Genomic DNA, 16,061 nt, shown 5'->3' with positions numbered 1-16,061 from the left:
GTGTGAGCCCTCGGGTCCTTCACGCGCGCGCGTGAAGGGCCCGACGTGTGTGTGCGTACAGGGCCTGTGTGCGTGCAGGGCCCGGCACGTGTGTGTGGGGCCCCCGTGCGTGTGCGGGGCCCGACGCGCGTGTGCGTGTTTCTCCCGCGGCGGTTTCCCGTCCGCCGTCGGCCGGGTCGCTGTCCGGAGCACCACTGTCACCCTTGAGGAGGGTGTGCTCCAGATGACCGTATCCGTCATGCTTCTTGCGAAGTGCAGCGTTTCTACCGTCACGTGACTGCGGAGTGTCGCGTTATGGACACTTACGCCGGATCCATCATGATGTGCGCTAAATCATCTTGTCGTGTAGGTCCGGCGGAGAGGGGTTCCCAGGGTGAGCAGCGCATCGATGCCGCCGCACGGCTTCGTGACCGTCCGCGGGCGCGGCTACCGCCCCGACCAGGTCGACGCGTTCATGGAGGCGCTGTCGGAGAACCGGGACGCCGCCTGGGAGCGCGCGGCCCGGCTGACCGTGCTCGCCAAGGAGATGGAGGCGGATGCCGCGCGGGCGCGCGAGGCCGTCGCCCAGTTGGCGCCGCAGACGTACGAGACGCTCGGGGACGGTGCCCGCCGGTTGTTCCAGGCCGTGCTGGAGGAGGCGGCGGACCTGCGGGAGCGCACACGGCGCGAGGCGCTCGAGCGGATCGCGCGGGCCGAGGCGGACGCCGGGCGGGTACGCCGGGAGGCGCAGGAAGCGGCGGACGCGCTCCGCGCGGACGCCGACGAACGCGCCCGCCGTCTGCTCCTGGCCGCGCAGGCCGAGGCCGACGACCTCCGCATCGGCGCCCGGTGTGAACTGAAGGCGGAGCGCGGGGCGGAGCTGGCCGCGATGCGTGAGGCGCGCCGGCGCGCCACCGGGATGCTGGCCGAGCAGTCCCGGGAGCATGCCGCGCGCTGGGCCGAGGTCGAACGCGAGGAGGCCGAACAGGCGAAGGCGCTGGATGCCCGGGGCGCCGATCGGGTGCGCCGGTCCGAGGCCGAGCTGTCCGACGCCGAGCGGGCGTTCGCGGAGGCCGAGGAGTTCGCGCGCCGCTCCGAGGAGGAGGCGCACGCGCGTGCCGCCGGCATCGTCGCCGAGGCGCACGAGCATGCGGAGCGCATCGGCCGGGAGACGGAACGGGTGCTGCGGGAGCACAGCGAGACCTGGGACAGCGTCCAGGCGCACATGGACTCCGTACGCGACAGCCTCATCTCGCTGACCGGCCACGTGTCCATGGAGTAGCGGCCGGTCCCGGGCGACGTCCCGTCAACTCTCCTCGCGGACCGCGCCCGCCAGGATCCGTGCCTCCACCGCCTCGTACTGGTGCCGCTGCCGTTCCGCCGTCGCCCGGTCCGACAGCACCGTGCCCAGCCAGCCGAAGAGGAAGCCGGCCGGGATGGAGACGATGCCGGTGGTGGTGAACGGGAACCAGTTGAAGTCGGCGTGCGGAAAGGCCGACACGGGTGACCCGGAGACGAGGTTCGTGCCCGGCATGAGCAGCAGCACGGTCAGCGAGCCGCCGATCAGCGTGCTCATCAGTCCGCTGCGGGTGTAGCGGCGCCAGAAGAGGCCGTAGACCAGGGCGGGGGCGAGGGCGGACGCGCCCAGGCAGAAGGAGAGGGTCACCAGGGGCTGCAGGCTGTGGTGCTGGACCAGGACGGCCAGCAGGATCGTCGGCACCCCGGTGACGAGCGCCGAGACGCGGGCCAGGGTCATCTCCCGGCGGGCCGGGATCTCCTGCCGCCGGGCCGCGAGGACGTCGTGCGCGAGGGAGTTGGCGCACGCCAGGATCATCCCGGCCACCGAGGCGAGCAGGGTCAGGAAGAGCGCGGTGGTGACCAGGGTGAACAGGAAGGTCTCCGCCGTCGACACGTCGGTGCCGAACACCGCGCGCGAGCCCAGCAGGTACGCCGTGTTGCCCTGAGGGTCGGCCGCGGCGATCGCCGTGCGCCCGACCAGGGCCGTGGCGCCGAACCCCACCACGGTGACGACCAGGACGAACAGGGCGACGAGCGAGACGGCCCAGGACATCGAGCGGCGCACCTGGCGGGCGCTGGAGGCGGTGTACATGCGCATGGTGATGTGCGGCAGGCAGGCGCCGCCGAGGACGACGGTCAGTTCGGAGGCGATCATGTCGACGCGGGACCCCGGGGTGGTGCCGAACTCCAGCCCGGAGCGGAGGAAGGCGGGTCCGGCGCCGCTCTGCCGTGCCGCGGCGGTGAACAGGGCGCCCGGGTCCCAGTCGAAGCGGTGCAGGACCAGAGCGGCGACCACGGCACCGGAACCGACCAGCATCACGATCTTCAGGATCTGGATGAGCGCGGTGCCCTTCATGCCGCCGATCGCCGCGTAGGCGATCATGAGCGCGCCGAGTCCCACGACACAGCCGGTCTTCAGGGACTCGTTGGTGAAGCCGAGGATGAAGGCCATCAGCTGTCCGGTCCCGGCCAGTTGGACCAGCATCAGCGGCAGCAGCGCGGCGATGGTCACCGCGCAGGCCGTGATGCGGACGCAGCGGCCCGGCAGCCGGCGGGCGAGCGCGTCGCCCATGGTGAACCGGCCCGCGTTGCGCAGCGGTTCGGCCAGCAGGAACATCAGCAGCATCAGCGACAGCGCCGTACTGAGGGCGAGGACGACTCCGTCGTAGCCGCACAGGGCGATCACCCCGCCGGTGCCCAGGACGGTGGCGGCGGAGATGTAGTCGCCGGCGATGGCGAGGCCGTTGCGCAGCGGGGACAGGGAGCCGTAGCCGGTGTAGAACTCGTCCAGGTCGTCCCGGTCGGGGACGGTCATCACGCACAGCAGCAGGGTCACCGTCGCGACGGTGGAGAAGGCGATCAGGGACATGGTCTGGGCGGAGTCGCTGAACCCGGTGAAGGCCGGGCGGGACGGGGCGGCGGTGGTCATCGGCCCGCTCCTCGCCGCGCGTCCAGCTCGACCTGTCTGCGGATGCGGTCGGCGAGCGGATCGACGTGCCGACGCGCGGTGTGCTCGTACAGGGCGATCGCGCACCAGGTGACGGGGAGTTGGAGGAGGGCGAGCAGCAGGCCGGCGGGGACGCCGTCGGCGACCGTGCTCGTCATGACACCGGGGGCGCACGCGGACAGGACGAGGAACAGCGTGAAGTAGCCCAGTGCGGTGAGCGTGGCGGTGCGCCGCTGCCAGCGGTAGGCGGTGCGCAGCACGCGCAGGTCGCTGTGGTGGCCGAGGGGTTCGCGGGGCGGCCGGCGGGTGGCGCGGAGCGGTTCCGCGGGCGTCGGCGGCTGCCAGGGGTAGGTCGGCTGGGTCGGGCGGGTCGGGTACGACGGGTGCGGCGGGTCGTGGGACATCCCGGGGCTCCTTGCGCGGCTCGGGTCCGTGGCGGCGGACCGCAGGGAGGTGAGGGGAGCTGAGCCACGCACGCTACTCGCGGAGTGCGGTGCGCGCGGCGACTTCACCGAACTGCCCGGTCGGTATGCGCTTTCCCCCTGCTACGGGGCTCGACCTGGGGTGTTACTCGCGTCGGCGGGGGCCGTGCGACCCGGGGCGGACGCTGCGGGTGCGGGTGCGGGTGCGGGTGCGGGTGCGGGTGCGGGTGCGGGCGCTGCGGATGCGGCGTGGGGCGTGCGGCGTGGGGCGGTCCCGCGTGCGACCGTGCAGGCACGCGCGCGTACCTCCGTGGGGCGATGTCCCTGCCCCGCCCCTGACCTGCTGTCGGGTCTCGGTCCGCCCTCCCCGGCCCTCCCCGGCCCTCCCCGGCCGGGGGCGTTCACCGGGCGGCCTCGGCGAAGGGGCGCGCGCCCGCTCACTCCTTGAGCACCGGGAACCGCCGGGGCGCCACCAGCAGCAGCACCACGAACGCCAGCGCCGCCGCGACGGCCGCCCCCGCGTAGACCGCGTGGACCGCGCCGGCGATCGCCCGCCGGGTCGCCTCCGGGGCCGTACCGGCGTCCAGCGCGCGGGTGACGGAGTCCAGATCGCCCGCCCCACCCAGCCGCGCGGCCAGCACCCCGTTGGCGACGGCGCCGAACAGGGACGCGCCGAGGGTCTGCCCGGTCTGCCGGCAGAACAGGACCGACGCCGTCGTGGTGCCCCGCTCCGACCAGCCCACGGTCGACTGCACCCCGACGATCAGCGGCAGCTGGAAGAGCCCCAGCGCCCCGCCCAGCAACAGCATCAGCAGCGTGGGCTGCCACCACGACCCGGGATACGGCAGGAACGGGAACGCGCACAGGATCAGCGCCGCCAGGCCGATACCGAGCAGCGCGGTGTCCCGGAAGCCGATCCGCCGGTAGACGTGCTGGCTGAACGCGGCGGACACCGGCCAGCTGAGCGTCCACACCGACAGCACGAACCCGGCGGTCACCGGCGCGAGTCCGAGCACCGACTGCGCGTACGTCGGCAGGAACACCGACGGCGCCACCATCAGCAGCCCCAGCGCGCCCAGGGCCAGGTTGACGGCCGCGATCGTCCGGCGCCGCCACACCCACCCCGGGATGATCGGCTGCGCGGCCCGCCGCTCCACGACCACCACCACGCCGGCCAGCGCGAGTCCCGCGCCGAACAGGGCCAGCGACGGCGCCGACAGCCACGGCCAGGCGACCCCGCCCTGCACCAGCGCGGTCAGCAGCACCCCGCCGCACGCGAAGACCGCGAGGGCCCCGGCCCAGTCCACGCGCGCGTGGGCGGCTCTCTCCCGCTCGGGCTCGTGGAGGTGACGGACGATCAGCCACAGGGCGGCGGCGCCGATCGGCAGATTGATCAGGAAGATCCAGCGCCAGTCGGCATAGGCGGCGAGCACTCCGCCGAGCCCGGGGCCGGCCACCGCGGAGACCGCCCACACCGTGGACAGCTTCGACTGGATCTTCGGGCGCTCCGCCAGCGGGTACAGATCGGCGGCCAGCGTCTGCACGGTGCCCTGCAGCGCCCCGCCGCCCAGCCCCTGCACGATCCGGAACGCGATCAGCGCCCCCATGTTCCAGGCCACCGCGCACAGCAGCGAGCCCAGCAGGAACACGGCCGCGCCCGCCAGCAGCACCGGCTTGCGGCCGAAGGTGTCGGAGAGCTTCCCGTACACGGGCAGCGTGACCGTGACGGCGAGCAGATAGCCGGAGAACAGCCACGAGAAGACGGAGAACCCGCCGAGATCGCCGACGATCTGCGGCACGGCCGTGGAGACGACGGTGGAGTCGAGCGCCGCCAGTGCCATCGCCAGCATGAGGGCGGCGACCACCGCCCCCCGCCGCCCGGTGCCCTGCCGCCGGGCGGCGTCGCCGCGTATCGCCGGTGTCGTACTCCCCACCGCACACCCCTCCCGTGCTTCCCGCCGGAAGCCGTCTTGTTGCCCCCTGCATCCATGTCCGGGACGAGAGCTTTCCACGCCCCCCGTCGCTTGAAGCTGACGCGGCGGCAGGGTGGAGCCTGTACGCGCCGAAGGGTGGAGACGACCCCGAGAACGGCTCCACCCGGCGGTGGAGGACCCCTAGGGGTCCCTCCGTACTACGGCTCGGGGAGGGTTCGTCCCGGCGGAGGACGAGACCGGCCGGGGGCGCTCCTTAACCTGGCTTTACACCGCAGGGGGGCGGTGGGCCGCACCGGCCGGGGTGGGGTTTTCCCCCCGGAAAGACGGGGCTTCGCACCAGCGCGCCGCCCGCCGGCCGGCCGCGAGACTCATGGACGTACCGAGACGACGGCCCGGAACACCGGGCACCTCACCGACTTGCCGACCGACATAGGAGACATACCGTGACATCGGCTGTGACCATTCCCAGGCACGGGGGCACTGGAGGGCGTACGGCCGTTGCCGCACAGGCGCGGCAGGTCGTGAAGGCGTACGGGTCCGGGGAGACCCGTGTCGTCGCCCTGGACCACGTCGACGTGGACATCGCCCGCGGGCAGTTCACCGCGATCATGGGCCCCTCGGGGTCCGGCAAGTCCACCCTGATGCACTGCCTCGCCGGCCTCGACACGGTGACGGGCGGCCAGATCTACCTCGACGACACCGAGATCACCGGCCTGAAGGACAAGAAGCTCACCCAGCTACGCCGGGACCGGATCGGCTTCATCTTCCAGGCGTTCAACCTGCTGCCCACGCTGAACGCCATCGAGAACATCACGCTGCCCATGGACATCGCCGGCCGCAAGCCCGACCGGGCCTGGCTGGACCGGGTCGTGGAGACCGTCGGACTCGCCGGCCGCCTCAAGCACCGGCCCACCCAGCTCTCCGGCGGCCAGCAGCAGCGTGTCGCCGTGGCCCGCGCGCTCGCCGCCCGCCCGGAGATCATCTTCGGGGACGAGCCGACCGGAAACCTCGACTCGCGCGCGGGAGCGGAGGTCCTGGGCTTCCTGCGCCGCTCGGTGGACGAACTCGGCCAGACCATCGTCATGGTCACCCACGACCCGGTGGCCGCCTCCTACGCCGACCGCGTGCTCTACCTCGCCGACGGCCGGATCGTCGACGAGATGCACCAGCCGACGGCCGATCAGGTCCTGGACCGCATGAAGGACTTCGACGCCCGGGGGCGCACCTCATGACCGTCCTCAAGACCTCGCTGCGCAATTTCTTCGCGCACAAGGGACGCATGGCGCTGTCGGCGACGGCGGTCCTGCTGTCGGTCGCGTTCGTCTGCGGCACGCTCGTGTTCACCGACACGATGAACACCACCTTCGACAAGCTGTTCCAGGCGACGTCCTCGGACGTGACGGTCAGCGCCAAGAACTCCTCCGACAGCGGCGAGACCACCTCCCGCACCGGCAAGCCGCCGGTCGTGCCGGCCTCCGTCCTCGGCCGGGTCCGCAAGGCCGAGGGCGTCGGGTCGGCCGAGGGCACCGTCTTCTCCACCTCGGCGACGGTCGTCGACGCCGACAAGGACAAGCTGTCGCCCAGCAGCGGCGCACCCACCATCGTCGGCAGCTGGAACGGCAACGACGCCCGCACCATGGAGATCACCTCCGGTACCGCCCCCGAGGGCCCGGACCAGGTGATGGTCGACGCCGACACCGCCGACAAGCACGACCTGAAGCTCGGCGACGAGATCGGCGTGATCACGGTCGTCGGCACGCACCACGCGCGCGTGTCCGGCATCGCCGCCTTCAAGGTCACCAACCCCGGCGCGGCGATCTTCTACCTGGACAAGAAGACCGCGCAGCGGACCCTGGTCGGCGCGACCGGCGTCTACACCCACGTCAACGTCACCGCCGCCCAGGGCGTCACCGACGCGCAGCTGAAGAAGAACGTCACCGCCGCCCTCGGGCACGGCTACAAGGTGCAGACCGCCAAGGAGGTCGCCGAAGCCAACCAGAAGGACCTCCAGAGCATCCTGGACGTCATGAAGTACGCGATGCTCGGTTTCGCCGGGATCGCCTTCCTCGTCGGCATCTTCCTGATCATCAACACCTTCTCCATGCTGGTCGCCCAGCGCACCCGCGAGATCGGCCTGATGCGTGCCATCGGCTCCTCCCGCAAGCAGATCAACCGGTCCGTGCTGGTCGAGGCGCTGCTGCTCGGCGTGCTCGGCTCCGTGCTCGGCGTGGGCGCCGGCGTCGGCATCGCGATCGGCCTGATGAAGCTCATGGGCCTGATGGACATGCACCTGTCCACCGACGACCTCACCGTCGCCTGGACCACCCCCGCCCTCGGCCTGCTGCTCGGCGTGCTCGTCACCGTCCTCGCCGCCTACCTGCCCGCCCGGCGCGCCGGCAAGGTCTCCCCGATGGCCGCCCTGCGCGAGGCGGGGGCCCCGGCCGACGCCAGGGCCGGTGCCGTCCGGGCCGTCATCGGCCTGCTGCTGACCGCCGCCGGCGGCGGCAGCCTCTACGTCGCCGCCGGCGCCGACGAGGCCAAGGCCGGCTCCGGCTGGCTGGGCCTCGGCGTGCTGCTCACCCTGATCGGCTTCGTCGTCATCGGCCCGCTGCTCGCCGCCGGCCTGGTCCGCGTCCTCGGCGCGGTCATCCTGCGGATCTTCGGGCCCGTGGGCCGCATGGCCGAGCGCAACGCCCTGCGCAACCCGCGCCGCACCGGCGCCACCGGCGCCGCCCTGATGATCGGCCTCGCCCTGGTGGCCTGCCTGTCGGTGGTCGGCTCCTCCATGGTGGCCTCCGCCACCGACCAGCTCGACAAGACCGTCGGCACGGACTTCATCATCCAGGACGACAACGGCAAGGAGATCGTCCCGCAGGCCGTCGAGGCGATCAAGAAGACGCCGGGCCTGGAGCGGGTCACCGAGTACAAGCTCCTCAACGCCACCCTGACCACCCCCGACGGCGCCGTCAGCAAGGGCGAGTCCATCAACGCGGCCGACCCGAGCTACGCGCAGGACCTGCGCACCAAGACGGTCGCCGGCAGCCTCGCCGACGCCTACCGGCCCGACTCGATGTCCGTCTTCGAGGGCTTCGCCGACAAGCACGGCATCAAGCTCGGCTCCACCGTCGCGGTCGACTTCGCGGACGGCAGGACGGCCAGGCTGACGGTCCGCGCGATCACCAGCGACGACGCCGTCATCGACAAGGGCGCGATGTACGCCTCCATCGCCACCGCCGCCAGGTACGTGCCGGCCGACCGGATGCCGCTGGACGACCTGGTCTTCGCCACCGCCGCGGACGGCCGGGAAGCCACCGCCTACAAGGCGCTCAAGGCCGCGCTGCACGACGACTTCCCCCAGTACACCGTGCGCGACCAGACCGACTACAAGCAGGCGCTGAAGGACCAGATCGGCCAGCTGCTGAACATGATCTACGGCCTGCTGGCGCTCGCGATCATCGTCGCGGTCCTCGGCGTGGTGAACACCCTGGCGCTGTCCGTGGTCGAGCGGACCCGGGAGATCGGCCTCATGCGGGCCATCGGCCTCTCCCGCCGCCAGCTGCGCCGCATGATCCGCCTGGAGTCCGTGGTGATCGCCGTCTTCGGCGCCCTGCTCGGCCTCGGCCTCGGCATGGGCTGGGGCGCGACCGCCCAGAAGCTCCTCGCCCTGGAAGGACTGAAGGTCCTGGAGATCCCCTGGCCGACGATCACCGGGGTGTTCATCGGCTCGGCCTTCGTGGGCCTGTTCGCCGCGCTCGTCCCGGCCTTCCGGGCGGGCCGGATGAACGTCCTGAACGCCATCGCGACGGACTAGCGCCCCCCGCACGGGCCGACAGCCACCGCACACGGGGGTTGCGGGGGATCACCCGGCGCCGGAGAGTCTTGGGGGACTCTCCGGCGCCGGGTCTTTCATCTGCCCACCGGCCTCCACCGGCCTCCACCGGCCTCCACCGGCCTCCACCGGCCTCCACCGGCCTCCACCGGCCTCCACCGGCCTCCACCGGCCTCCACCGGCCCCCGGCCGGGCCTGGGCGGGCCCCGGCCGGGCCTGGGCGGAGTCTGGGTGCGGCCTCGCCGGTTGTCCACAGGCACCGGCGGCAACCGGGACAGCGTCGTAGGCTGGAGACCCCCGGCCCGCCACACGCGTCGGGCTCTTCGCGTTGCCCACACCAGGACGGAAAGCCTCCTCCATGAGCCTGCACGGTCTGCTCGACGCCGTCGTCAAGGACCCCGCCCTCGCGGAAGCGATTCGGGCGGCGGCGGACGGCAACCGCCCGAACGTCGACCTCGTCGGCCCCCCGGCGGCCCGCCCCTTCGCGATCGCCGCCCTGGCCCGCGAGGCCGGCCGCCCCGTGCTGGCGGTCACGGCCACGGGCCGGGAGGCCGAGGACCTGGCCGCCGCGCTGCGCTCCCTGCTGCCCGAAGAGGGCGTCGTGGAGTACCCCTCCTGGGAGACCCTGCCGCACGAGCGGCTCAGCCCCCGCAGCGACACCGTGGGCCGCCGCCTCGCCGTCCTGCGCCGCCTGGCCCACCCCCGCCCGGACGACCCCGAGACCGGCCCGGTCTCCGTCGTCGTCGCGCCCGTGCGCTCCGTGCTCCAGCCCCAGGTCAAGGGCCTCGGCGACCTGGAACCGGTATCGCTGAGGACGGGCCAGAACGCCGACCTGAACGCGGTCGTGGAAGCCCTCGCGGCCGCCGCCTACGCACGCGTGGAGCTGGTCGAGAAGCGCGGAGAGTTCGCCGTGCGCGGCGGCATCCTGGACGTGTTCCCGCCCACCGAGGAACACCCCCTGCGCATCGAGTTCTGGGGCGACGACGTCGAGGAGATCCGCTATTTCAAGGTCGCCGACCAGCGCTCCCTCGAAGTCGCCGAGCACGGCCTGTGGGCGCCCCCGTGCCGCGAGCTGCTGCTCACCGAGGACGTCCGCGCACGCGCGCGTGCCCTCGCCGAGGAGCACCCCGAGCTGGGCGAGCTGCTGAACAAGATCGCCGAGGGCATCGCGGTCGAGGGCATGGAGTCCCTCGCCCCCGTCCTGGTGGACGACATGGAACTGCTGCTCGACGTGCTCCCCAAGGGCGCGATGGCCGTCGTCTGCGACCCGGAGCGGGTCCGTACCCGCGCCGCCGACCTCGTGGCCACCTCGCAGGAGTTCCTCCAGGCCTCCTGGGCGGCCACCGCGGGCGGCGGCGAGGCCCCGATCGACGTCGGCGCGGCCTCCCTGTGGTCCATCGCCGACGTCCGCGACCGCGCGCGCGAGCTGGACATGATGTGGTGGTCGGTGTCGCCGTTCGCGGCCGATCTCGAACTCGAGGCGGACACCCTCAAGCTCGGCATGCACGCGCCCGAGACCTACCGCGGCGACACCGCGCGGGCCCTCGCCGACACCAAGGGCTGGCTCGCCGACGGCTGGCGCGCGGTCTTCGTCACCGAGGGCCACGGCCCGGCCGCCCGCACGGTGGAGGTGCTCGGCGGCGAGGGCATCGCGGCCCGTCTGGACGCCGACCTCGGCGCACTGAGCCCCTCCGTGGTGCACGTCTCCTGCGGCTGCATCGAGTACGGCTTCGTGGACCCGGCGCTCAAGCTCGCCGTGCTCACCGAGACCGACCTGTCCGGCCAGCGCACCGCGAGCCGCGACGGCGCCCGGATGCCGGCCCGCCGCCGCAAGACCATCGACCCGCTCACCCTGGAGCCGGGCGACTACATCGTCCACGAGCAGCACGGCGTCGGCCGCTACATCGAGATGGTGCAGCGCACCGTGCAGGGCGCCACCCGCGAGTACCTGGTGGTCGAGTACGCGCCCGCCAAGCGCGGCCAGCCCGGCGACCGGCTGTACATCCCGACCGACCAGCTGGAGCAGATCACCAAGTACGTCGGCGGCGAGGCCCCCACCCTGCACCGCCTCGGCGGCGCGGACTGGACGAAGACCAAGGCCCGCGCGAAGAAGGCCGTCAAGGAGATCGCCGCCGACCTGATCAAGCTGTACAGCGCGCGCATGGCCGCCCCCGGCCACGCCTTCGGCTCCGACACCCCCTGGCAGCGCGAGCTGGAGGACGCCTTCCCCTACGCGGAGACCCCCGACCAGCTCACCACCATCGCCGAGGTCAAGGAGGACATGGAGAAGTCGATCCCCATGGACCGCCTGATCTGCGGCGACGTCGGCTACGGCAAGACCGAGATCGCCGTACGGGCCGCCTTCAAGGCCGTGCAGGACGGCAAGCAGGTCGCCGTCCTCGTCCCCACGACCCTGCTGGTGCAGCAGCACTTCGGCACGTTCTCCGAGCGGTACGGGCAGTTCCCGGTGAGCGTGAGGGCGCTCTCCCGCTTCCAGACCGACACCGAGGCCAAGGCCGTCCTGGAGGGGCTGAAGGAGGGCTCGGTGGACGTCGTCATCGGCACCCACCGCCTGTTCTCCTCGGAGACCAAGTTCAAGGACCTCGGCCTGGTCATCGTCGACGAGGAACAGCGCTTCGGCGTCGAGCACAAGGAGCAGCTGAAGAAGCTCCGCGCCAACGTCGACGTGCTGACCATGTCGGCCACGCCCATCCCGCGGACCCTGGAGATGGCGGTCACCGGCATCCGCGAGATGTCCACGATCACCACGCCCCCGGAGGAGCGCCACCCGGTGCTCACCTTCGTCGGGCCGTACGAGGAGAAGCAGATCGGCGCGGCCATCCGCCGTGAACTGCTGCGCGAGGGCCAGGTCTTCTACATCCACAACCGGGTCGAGTCCATCGACCGCGCGGCGGCGAGGCTGCGCGAGATCGTCCCCGAGGCGCGCATCGCGACGGCCCACGGCCAGATGTCGGAATCCGCGCTGGAGCAGGTCGTCGTCGACTTCTGGGAGAAGAAGTTCGACGTGCTGGTGTCGACCACGATCGTGGAGTCGGGCATCGACATCTCCAACGCCAACACCTTGATCGTGGAACGCGGCGACAACTTCGGCCTGTCCCAGCTGCACCAGCTGCGCGGCCGCGTCGGCCGGGGCCGCGAGCGCGGGTACGCCTACTTCCTGTACCCCCCGGAGAAGCCGCTCACCGAGACCGCACACGAGCGCCTGGCGACCATCGCCCAGCACACGGAGATGGGCGCGGGCATGTACGTGGCGATGAAGGACCTGGAGATCCGCGGCGCCGGAAACCTGCTCGGCGGCGAGCAGTCCGGGCACATCGCGGGCGTCGGCTTCGACCTGTACGTCCGCATGGTCGGCGAGGCCGTCGCCGACTACCGGCGGCAGCTGGAGACCGGCGAGATCGAGGAGGAGCCGCCGCTCGAGGTCAAGATCGAGCTGCCCGTCGACGCGCACGTCCCGCACGACTACGCCCCCGGCGAGCGGCTGCGCCTCCAGGCGTACCGGGCCATCGCCTCCGCCAACTCGGAGGAGGACATCAAGGCCGTCCGCGAGGAACTCACCGACCGCTACGGCAAGCTGCCCGAGCCGGTGGAGAACCTGCTGCTGGTGGCCGGGCTGCGGATGCTCGCGCGCGCGTGCGGCGTCGGCGAGATCGTGCTGCAGGGCACCAACATCCGCTTCGCGCCGGTGGAACTGCGCGAGTCGCAGGAGCTGCGGCTCAAGCGGCTCTACCCGGGCACGGTCATCAAGCCGGCCGTGCACCAGGTGCTGGTACCGCGCCCGAAGACCGCGAAGGTGGGCGGCAAGCCGCTGGTCGGCCGCGAACTGCTGTCCTGGGTCGGCGAATTCCTCACCTCGATCCTGGGCTAGCCGGTGGCGGACGGGGACAGGAACGGGGACGCGGGCGGGTTCGGGCACGGGGGCGGGCTCGGGCATGGAGACGGGCACGGGCGCGGGTTCGGGCACGGGGACAGGCACGGGCGCGGGTTCGGGCACGGGGACAGGCACGGGCGCGGGTCCGGGCACGGGGACGGGTGCGCGCGTGCGGATCGGTGAGCTGGCCGAGGCGACCGGGACGACACCGCGCGCCCTGCGCCACTACGAGCAGCAGGGCCTGATCACCTCCGCGCGCGCCGCCAACGGCTACCGCGTGTACGACACCGGTACGGCGGTCCGCGTCCGCAACATCCGCAGGCTGCTGGAGGCGGGCCTCACCCTGGACGACGTGGGGGTATTCCTGTCCTGCCTGGACGGCGACGTCACCGCCGGCCCCGCCTCCGCCCGGGGGCTGGAGGTCGCCCGGGACCGGCTGGCCGTGCTCGACGCCCGCATCGCGGCCCAGACGGCGATACGGGAACGACTGGCGGCGGCGCTGCGGGAGGCGGGGGCGGTGTGAGCTCCGGGTCCGCCGGTCAGGCGACGACCGCCCCGCCGTCCACCGGCAGGACCACCCCCGTCACGAACGACGCCCGCGGAGAGGCGAGCCGGGTGACGGCCCAGGCGACCTCCTCCGGCCGGCCGATCCGTCCGAGCGGGGTGTGGTCGAGCTGCCACGTGCGGATCGCGGCACGCTGTTCGGGGGTGTAGCCGCCATGGTCGGCGATGGGGGTCTCGATCGCGCCCGGGGCCACGGCGACCACGCGGACGCCGCGCGGTGCCAGTTCCACCGCCCAGCTGCGGGTCAGCACCTCCAGGGCGGCCTTGCCCGCCGCGTACAGGGAGTTGCCCGGCCAGGCCCGCTGGCCCACCGACGTCGTCACGTTCACCACCACGCCCCGGCTCTCCTCCAGCGCGGGCAGCGCGGCCTGGGTGAGCAGCAGGGGCGCGAGGAGGTTGGTCTCCAGCAGGGGCCGCACGGACGCGCGCGTGTAGCTGCGCAGGGAGTCGGCGGTGACGACGGCCGCGTTGTTGACGAGCACGTCGATCCGGCCGTACCGCTCCAGCGTGTCCCGAACGACGGCCGCGGGCCCGTCCTCGGCGGTCAGGTCGGCGGGCAGGGGAGTGATCCAGGGATGTCCTTCGGCGGTCTCGGCCAGCGGCGCGGCCCGGCGGCCGACGGCGACCACCCGGGCGCCCTCGACGGCGAACGCGCGCGCGGTGGCCCGGCCGATGCCGGTGCCGGCGCCGGTGACGAGGACGGTACGGGGACCCTGGGCGTGGTTGGTCTCGCTCATGCCGGGATCGTCCGACCCTGCCGCCAGTGACAAGGTCAAGCGCTCCTCCCTCCTCTCGCACGGCGTCACCAGCCCCCCGTCGAGACCGACTTGCCCCGCAATCACCCCTTTGTGTCCCATCTGATGGGCGGCCGTGGGAAGTTACCGTGGGGAGTGGAACGTTCCGCCCGCATCCGTGGCGGACCAGGGCGAGCGAGGGGGACACACCGTGACGCGTCCGAGGGGCGGAGCGGTCACCGCCGTGGCCATGCTGGTCGCCGTGACCGGCTGTACAGCCGAGCAGACCGGGGGAGCCCCCGGCCCCGAGGGGACGGGAGGCGGCGGCGCGGCCCTGACCGCCGCCGGCTCGCTGACCGTCAAGGGGCGGGCCCCGAAGACCGGTTACTCCCGGACCCGGTTCGGCACCGCCTGGGCGGACACCGACTCCAACTCCTGCGACACCCGCGACGACATACTCAAACGCGACCTGAAGGAGGTGAAGTTCACCGGCGGCAGCTGCAAGGTCTCCTACGGTCTGCTGGAGCCCGACCCCTACTCCGGCAAGGACATCACCTACCGGCGGGGCCGCAGCCAGGTCGACATCGACCACGTCGTCGCGCTCTCCGACGCCTGGCAGAAGGGCGCCAAGTACTGGGACCCCAGTAAGCGCATAGCCCTGGCCAACGACCCCCTCAACCTCATCGCGGTCGACGCGAGCACCAACCGCGGCAAGGGGGACGGCGACGCCGCCACCTGGCTCCCGCCCAACAAGGCGTACCGGTGCAGCTATGTCGCCGCCCAGGTCGCGGTGAAGAAGAAGTACGGCCTGTGGGTCACCGCCGCCGAGCGGACCGCCATGAAGGAGGTCCTCACCGGCTGCCCGCACCAGAAGCTCCCCGCCGGCGGCAACCCCACCGAGGCTCCCGAGCGCTTCCGAGCGCGCTGACCGGCAATTCGGTGTCCCCCCGGGGCGCGTGCCACCTACCGTGTCCGCCATGGACATCAAGGTGAGCAGCCTCGCCGAGCGGCCCGACCGGCTGCCGGCGGTGTTCGGCATGACCGACACCTGGCCCGAGTTCGTCACCAACGACCCCGTGGGCACCACCCACTACGGCCGTATCCCCACCGAACTGCCGGAATACGCGCTGTTCGCCGAGGACGAGCACGGCCGGATCGTCGCGCACGCCTACAGCGTGCCCTTCGCCCTCGACGTGGACGGCCGGCGCACCCTGCCGGCCCGGGGCTGGGACCAGGTCCTGTCGTGGGCCTTCGCCGACCTGCGCCGCGGCACCCGCCCGGACACCGTGAGCGCCGTCTCGGTCACCATCGCCCCGCACGCGCAGGGCCACGGCCTGTCCGCCGTCCTGCTCTCGGCGATGCGGGACAACGCCCGCGCCCGCGGCTTCCGCGAGGTCGTCGCCCCCGTCCGCCCGAACGCCAAGCACCGGGAACCGCACACCCCGATCAGCGAGTACGCCCACCGGGTCCGGCCCGACGGGCTGCCCGAGGACCCGTGGCTGCGCGTCCACGCCCGCGCCGGCGCCACCATCGACTCCATCGCCCCCGCCTCCATGACCGTGGGCGGCTCGCTGGAGGAGTGGCGCCGCTGGACCGGACTGCCCTTCGACACCGCGGGCGACGTCGAGGTGCCCGGCGCGCTGGTCCCGGTCCGCTGCGAACCGGAGCGCGGGTACGCCGTCTACGTCGAACCCAACGTATGGATGCGGCACCCGCTGTGACCCCGCGCCGGGCCCCGGCCC

The 16,061-nt window shown here is 72.7% G+C and carries 11 protein-coding genes; 7 read left to right on the top strand and 4 right to left on the bottom strand.

Annotated elements, in window-relative coordinates; translation table 11 throughout:
* The first annotated feature begins 373 nt into the window (after positions 1 to 373).
* On the top strand, positions 374 to 1,261 hold the full coding sequence (locus ACZ7KF_RS03065; protein ID WP_471068875.1) for a cellulose-binding protein: 888 nt from the start codon (positions 374 to 376) through the stop codon (positions 1,259 to 1,261).
* A gap of 24 nt (positions 1,262 to 1,285) precedes the next feature.
* On the opposite strand, the gene ACZ7KF_RS03060 is transcribed toward ACZ7KF_RS03065, so the two are convergent.
* The 3 genes from ACZ7KF_RS03060 to ACZ7KF_RS03050 form a co-directional block, all read right to left on the bottom strand.
* Positions 1,286 to 2,926, bottom strand: a complete 1,641-nt coding sequence (locus tag ACZ7KF_RS03060) for a sodium/solute symporter (RefSeq protein ID WP_471068874.1) — start codon at positions 2,924 to 2,926, stop codon at positions 1,286 to 1,288.
* Positions 2,923 to 3,348 carry a DUF485 domain-containing protein gene (locus ACZ7KF_RS03055; RefSeq protein WP_471068873.1) on the bottom strand — a complete coding sequence of 142 codons (426 nt, stop codon included), beginning with the start codon at positions 3,346 to 3,348 and terminating at the stop codon, positions 2,923 to 2,925. The genes ACZ7KF_RS03060 and ACZ7KF_RS03055 overlap by 4 nt, the downstream gene beginning before the upstream one ends.
* A 455-nt stretch (positions 3,349 to 3,803) precedes the next feature.
* Positions 3,804 to 5,300: an MFS transporter gene (locus ACZ7KF_RS03050; RefSeq protein ID WP_471068871.1), complete on the bottom strand. Its 1,497-nt coding sequence runs from the start codon at positions 5,298 to 5,300 to the stop codon at positions 3,804 to 3,806.
* 443 nt (positions 5,301 to 5,743) lie between these two features.
* Between ACZ7KF_RS03050 and ACZ7KF_RS03045 the strand changes: the two genes are divergently transcribed.
* The 4 genes from ACZ7KF_RS03045 to ACZ7KF_RS03030 all read left to right on the top strand — a co-directional run bounded on the left by ACZ7KF_RS03045 (position 5,744) and on the right by ACZ7KF_RS03030 (position 13,544).
* Positions 5,744 to 6,532, top strand: a complete 789-nt coding sequence (locus ACZ7KF_RS03045) for an ABC transporter ATP-binding protein (protein WP_471068870.1) — start codon at positions 5,744 to 5,746, stop codon at positions 6,530 to 6,532.
* Complete coding sequence (locus tag ACZ7KF_RS03040; RefSeq protein ID WP_471068868.1) at positions 6,529 to 9,111, top strand: ABC transporter permease; 2,583 nt, start codon at positions 6,529 to 6,531, stop codon at positions 9,109 to 9,111. Before ACZ7KF_RS03045 ends, ACZ7KF_RS03040 begins: the two co-directional genes overlap by 4 nt.
* Before the next feature lie 376 nt (positions 9,112 to 9,487).
* Positions 9,488 to 13,018 (top strand): transcription-repair coupling factor, encoded by a 3,531-nt coding sequence (mfd, locus tag ACZ7KF_RS03035; protein WP_471068866.1) that lies wholly within the window; start codon positions 9,488 to 9,490, stop codon positions 13,016 to 13,018.
* A gap of 172 nt (positions 13,019 to 13,190) precedes the next feature.
* On the top strand, positions 13,191 to 13,544 hold the full coding sequence (locus ACZ7KF_RS03030; protein WP_471068861.1) for a MerR family transcriptional regulator: 354 nt from the start codon (positions 13,191 to 13,193) through the stop codon (positions 13,542 to 13,544).
* Positions 13,545 to 13,560: 16 nt separating this feature from the next.
* Here ACZ7KF_RS03030 and ACZ7KF_RS03025 read toward each other — a convergent pair whose 3' ends face one another.
* Positions 13,561 to 14,322, bottom strand: a complete 762-nt coding sequence (locus tag ACZ7KF_RS03025; RefSeq protein WP_471068859.1) for an SDR family NAD(P)-dependent oxidoreductase — start codon at positions 14,320 to 14,322, stop codon at positions 13,561 to 13,563.
* Positions 14,323 to 14,530: 208 nt separating this feature from the next.
* Here ACZ7KF_RS03025 and ACZ7KF_RS03020 point away from each other — a divergent pair, with 208 nt between their 5' ends.
* Both ACZ7KF_RS03020 and ACZ7KF_RS03015 read left to right on the top strand, forming a co-directional pair.
* Positions 14,531 to 15,247: an HNH endonuclease family protein gene (locus ACZ7KF_RS03020; RefSeq protein ID WP_471068857.1), complete on the top strand. Its 717-nt coding sequence runs from the start codon at positions 14,531 to 14,533 to the stop codon at positions 15,245 to 15,247.
* A 49-nt stretch (positions 15,248 to 15,296) separates the two neighbouring features.
* Positions 15,297 to 16,040, top strand: coding sequence for a GNAT family N-acetyltransferase (locus tag ACZ7KF_RS03015; protein WP_471068855.1), 744 nt, complete (start codon positions 15,297 to 15,299; stop codon positions 16,038 to 16,040).
* The last annotated feature ends 21 nt before the right edge of the window (positions 16,041 to 16,061 follow it).

Source organism: Streptomyces sp. NPDC038200, from assembly GCF_055600785.1.
The sequence above is the reverse complement of the archived record's forward strand: the minus strand, read 5'-3'. Positions and strand labels throughout refer to the sequence as shown.

Coding starts and splice junctions, on each gene's coding strand:
- ACZ7KF_RS03015 (WP_471068855.1), top strand. CDS start 15,297: ATGGACATCAAGGTGAGCAGCCTCGCCGAGCGGCCCGACCGGCTGCCG.
- ACZ7KF_RS03055 (WP_471068873.1), bottom strand. CDS start 3,348: ATGTCCCACGACCCGCCGCACCCGTCGTACCCGACCCGCCCGACCCAG.
- ACZ7KF_RS03025 (WP_471068859.1), bottom strand. CDS start 14,322: ATGAGCGAGACCAACCACGCCCAGGGTCCCCGTACCGTCCTCGTCACC.
- ACZ7KF_RS03060 (WP_471068874.1), bottom strand. CDS start 2,926: ATGACCACCGCCGCCCCGTCCCGCCCGGCCTTCACCGGGTTCAGCGAC.
- ACZ7KF_RS03040 (WP_471068868.1), top strand. CDS start 6,529: ATGACCGTCCTCAAGACCTCGCTGCGCAATTTCTTCGCGCACAAGGGA.
- mfd (WP_471068866.1), top strand. CDS start 9,488: ATGAGCCTGCACGGTCTGCTCGACGCCGTCGTCAAGGACCCCGCCCTC.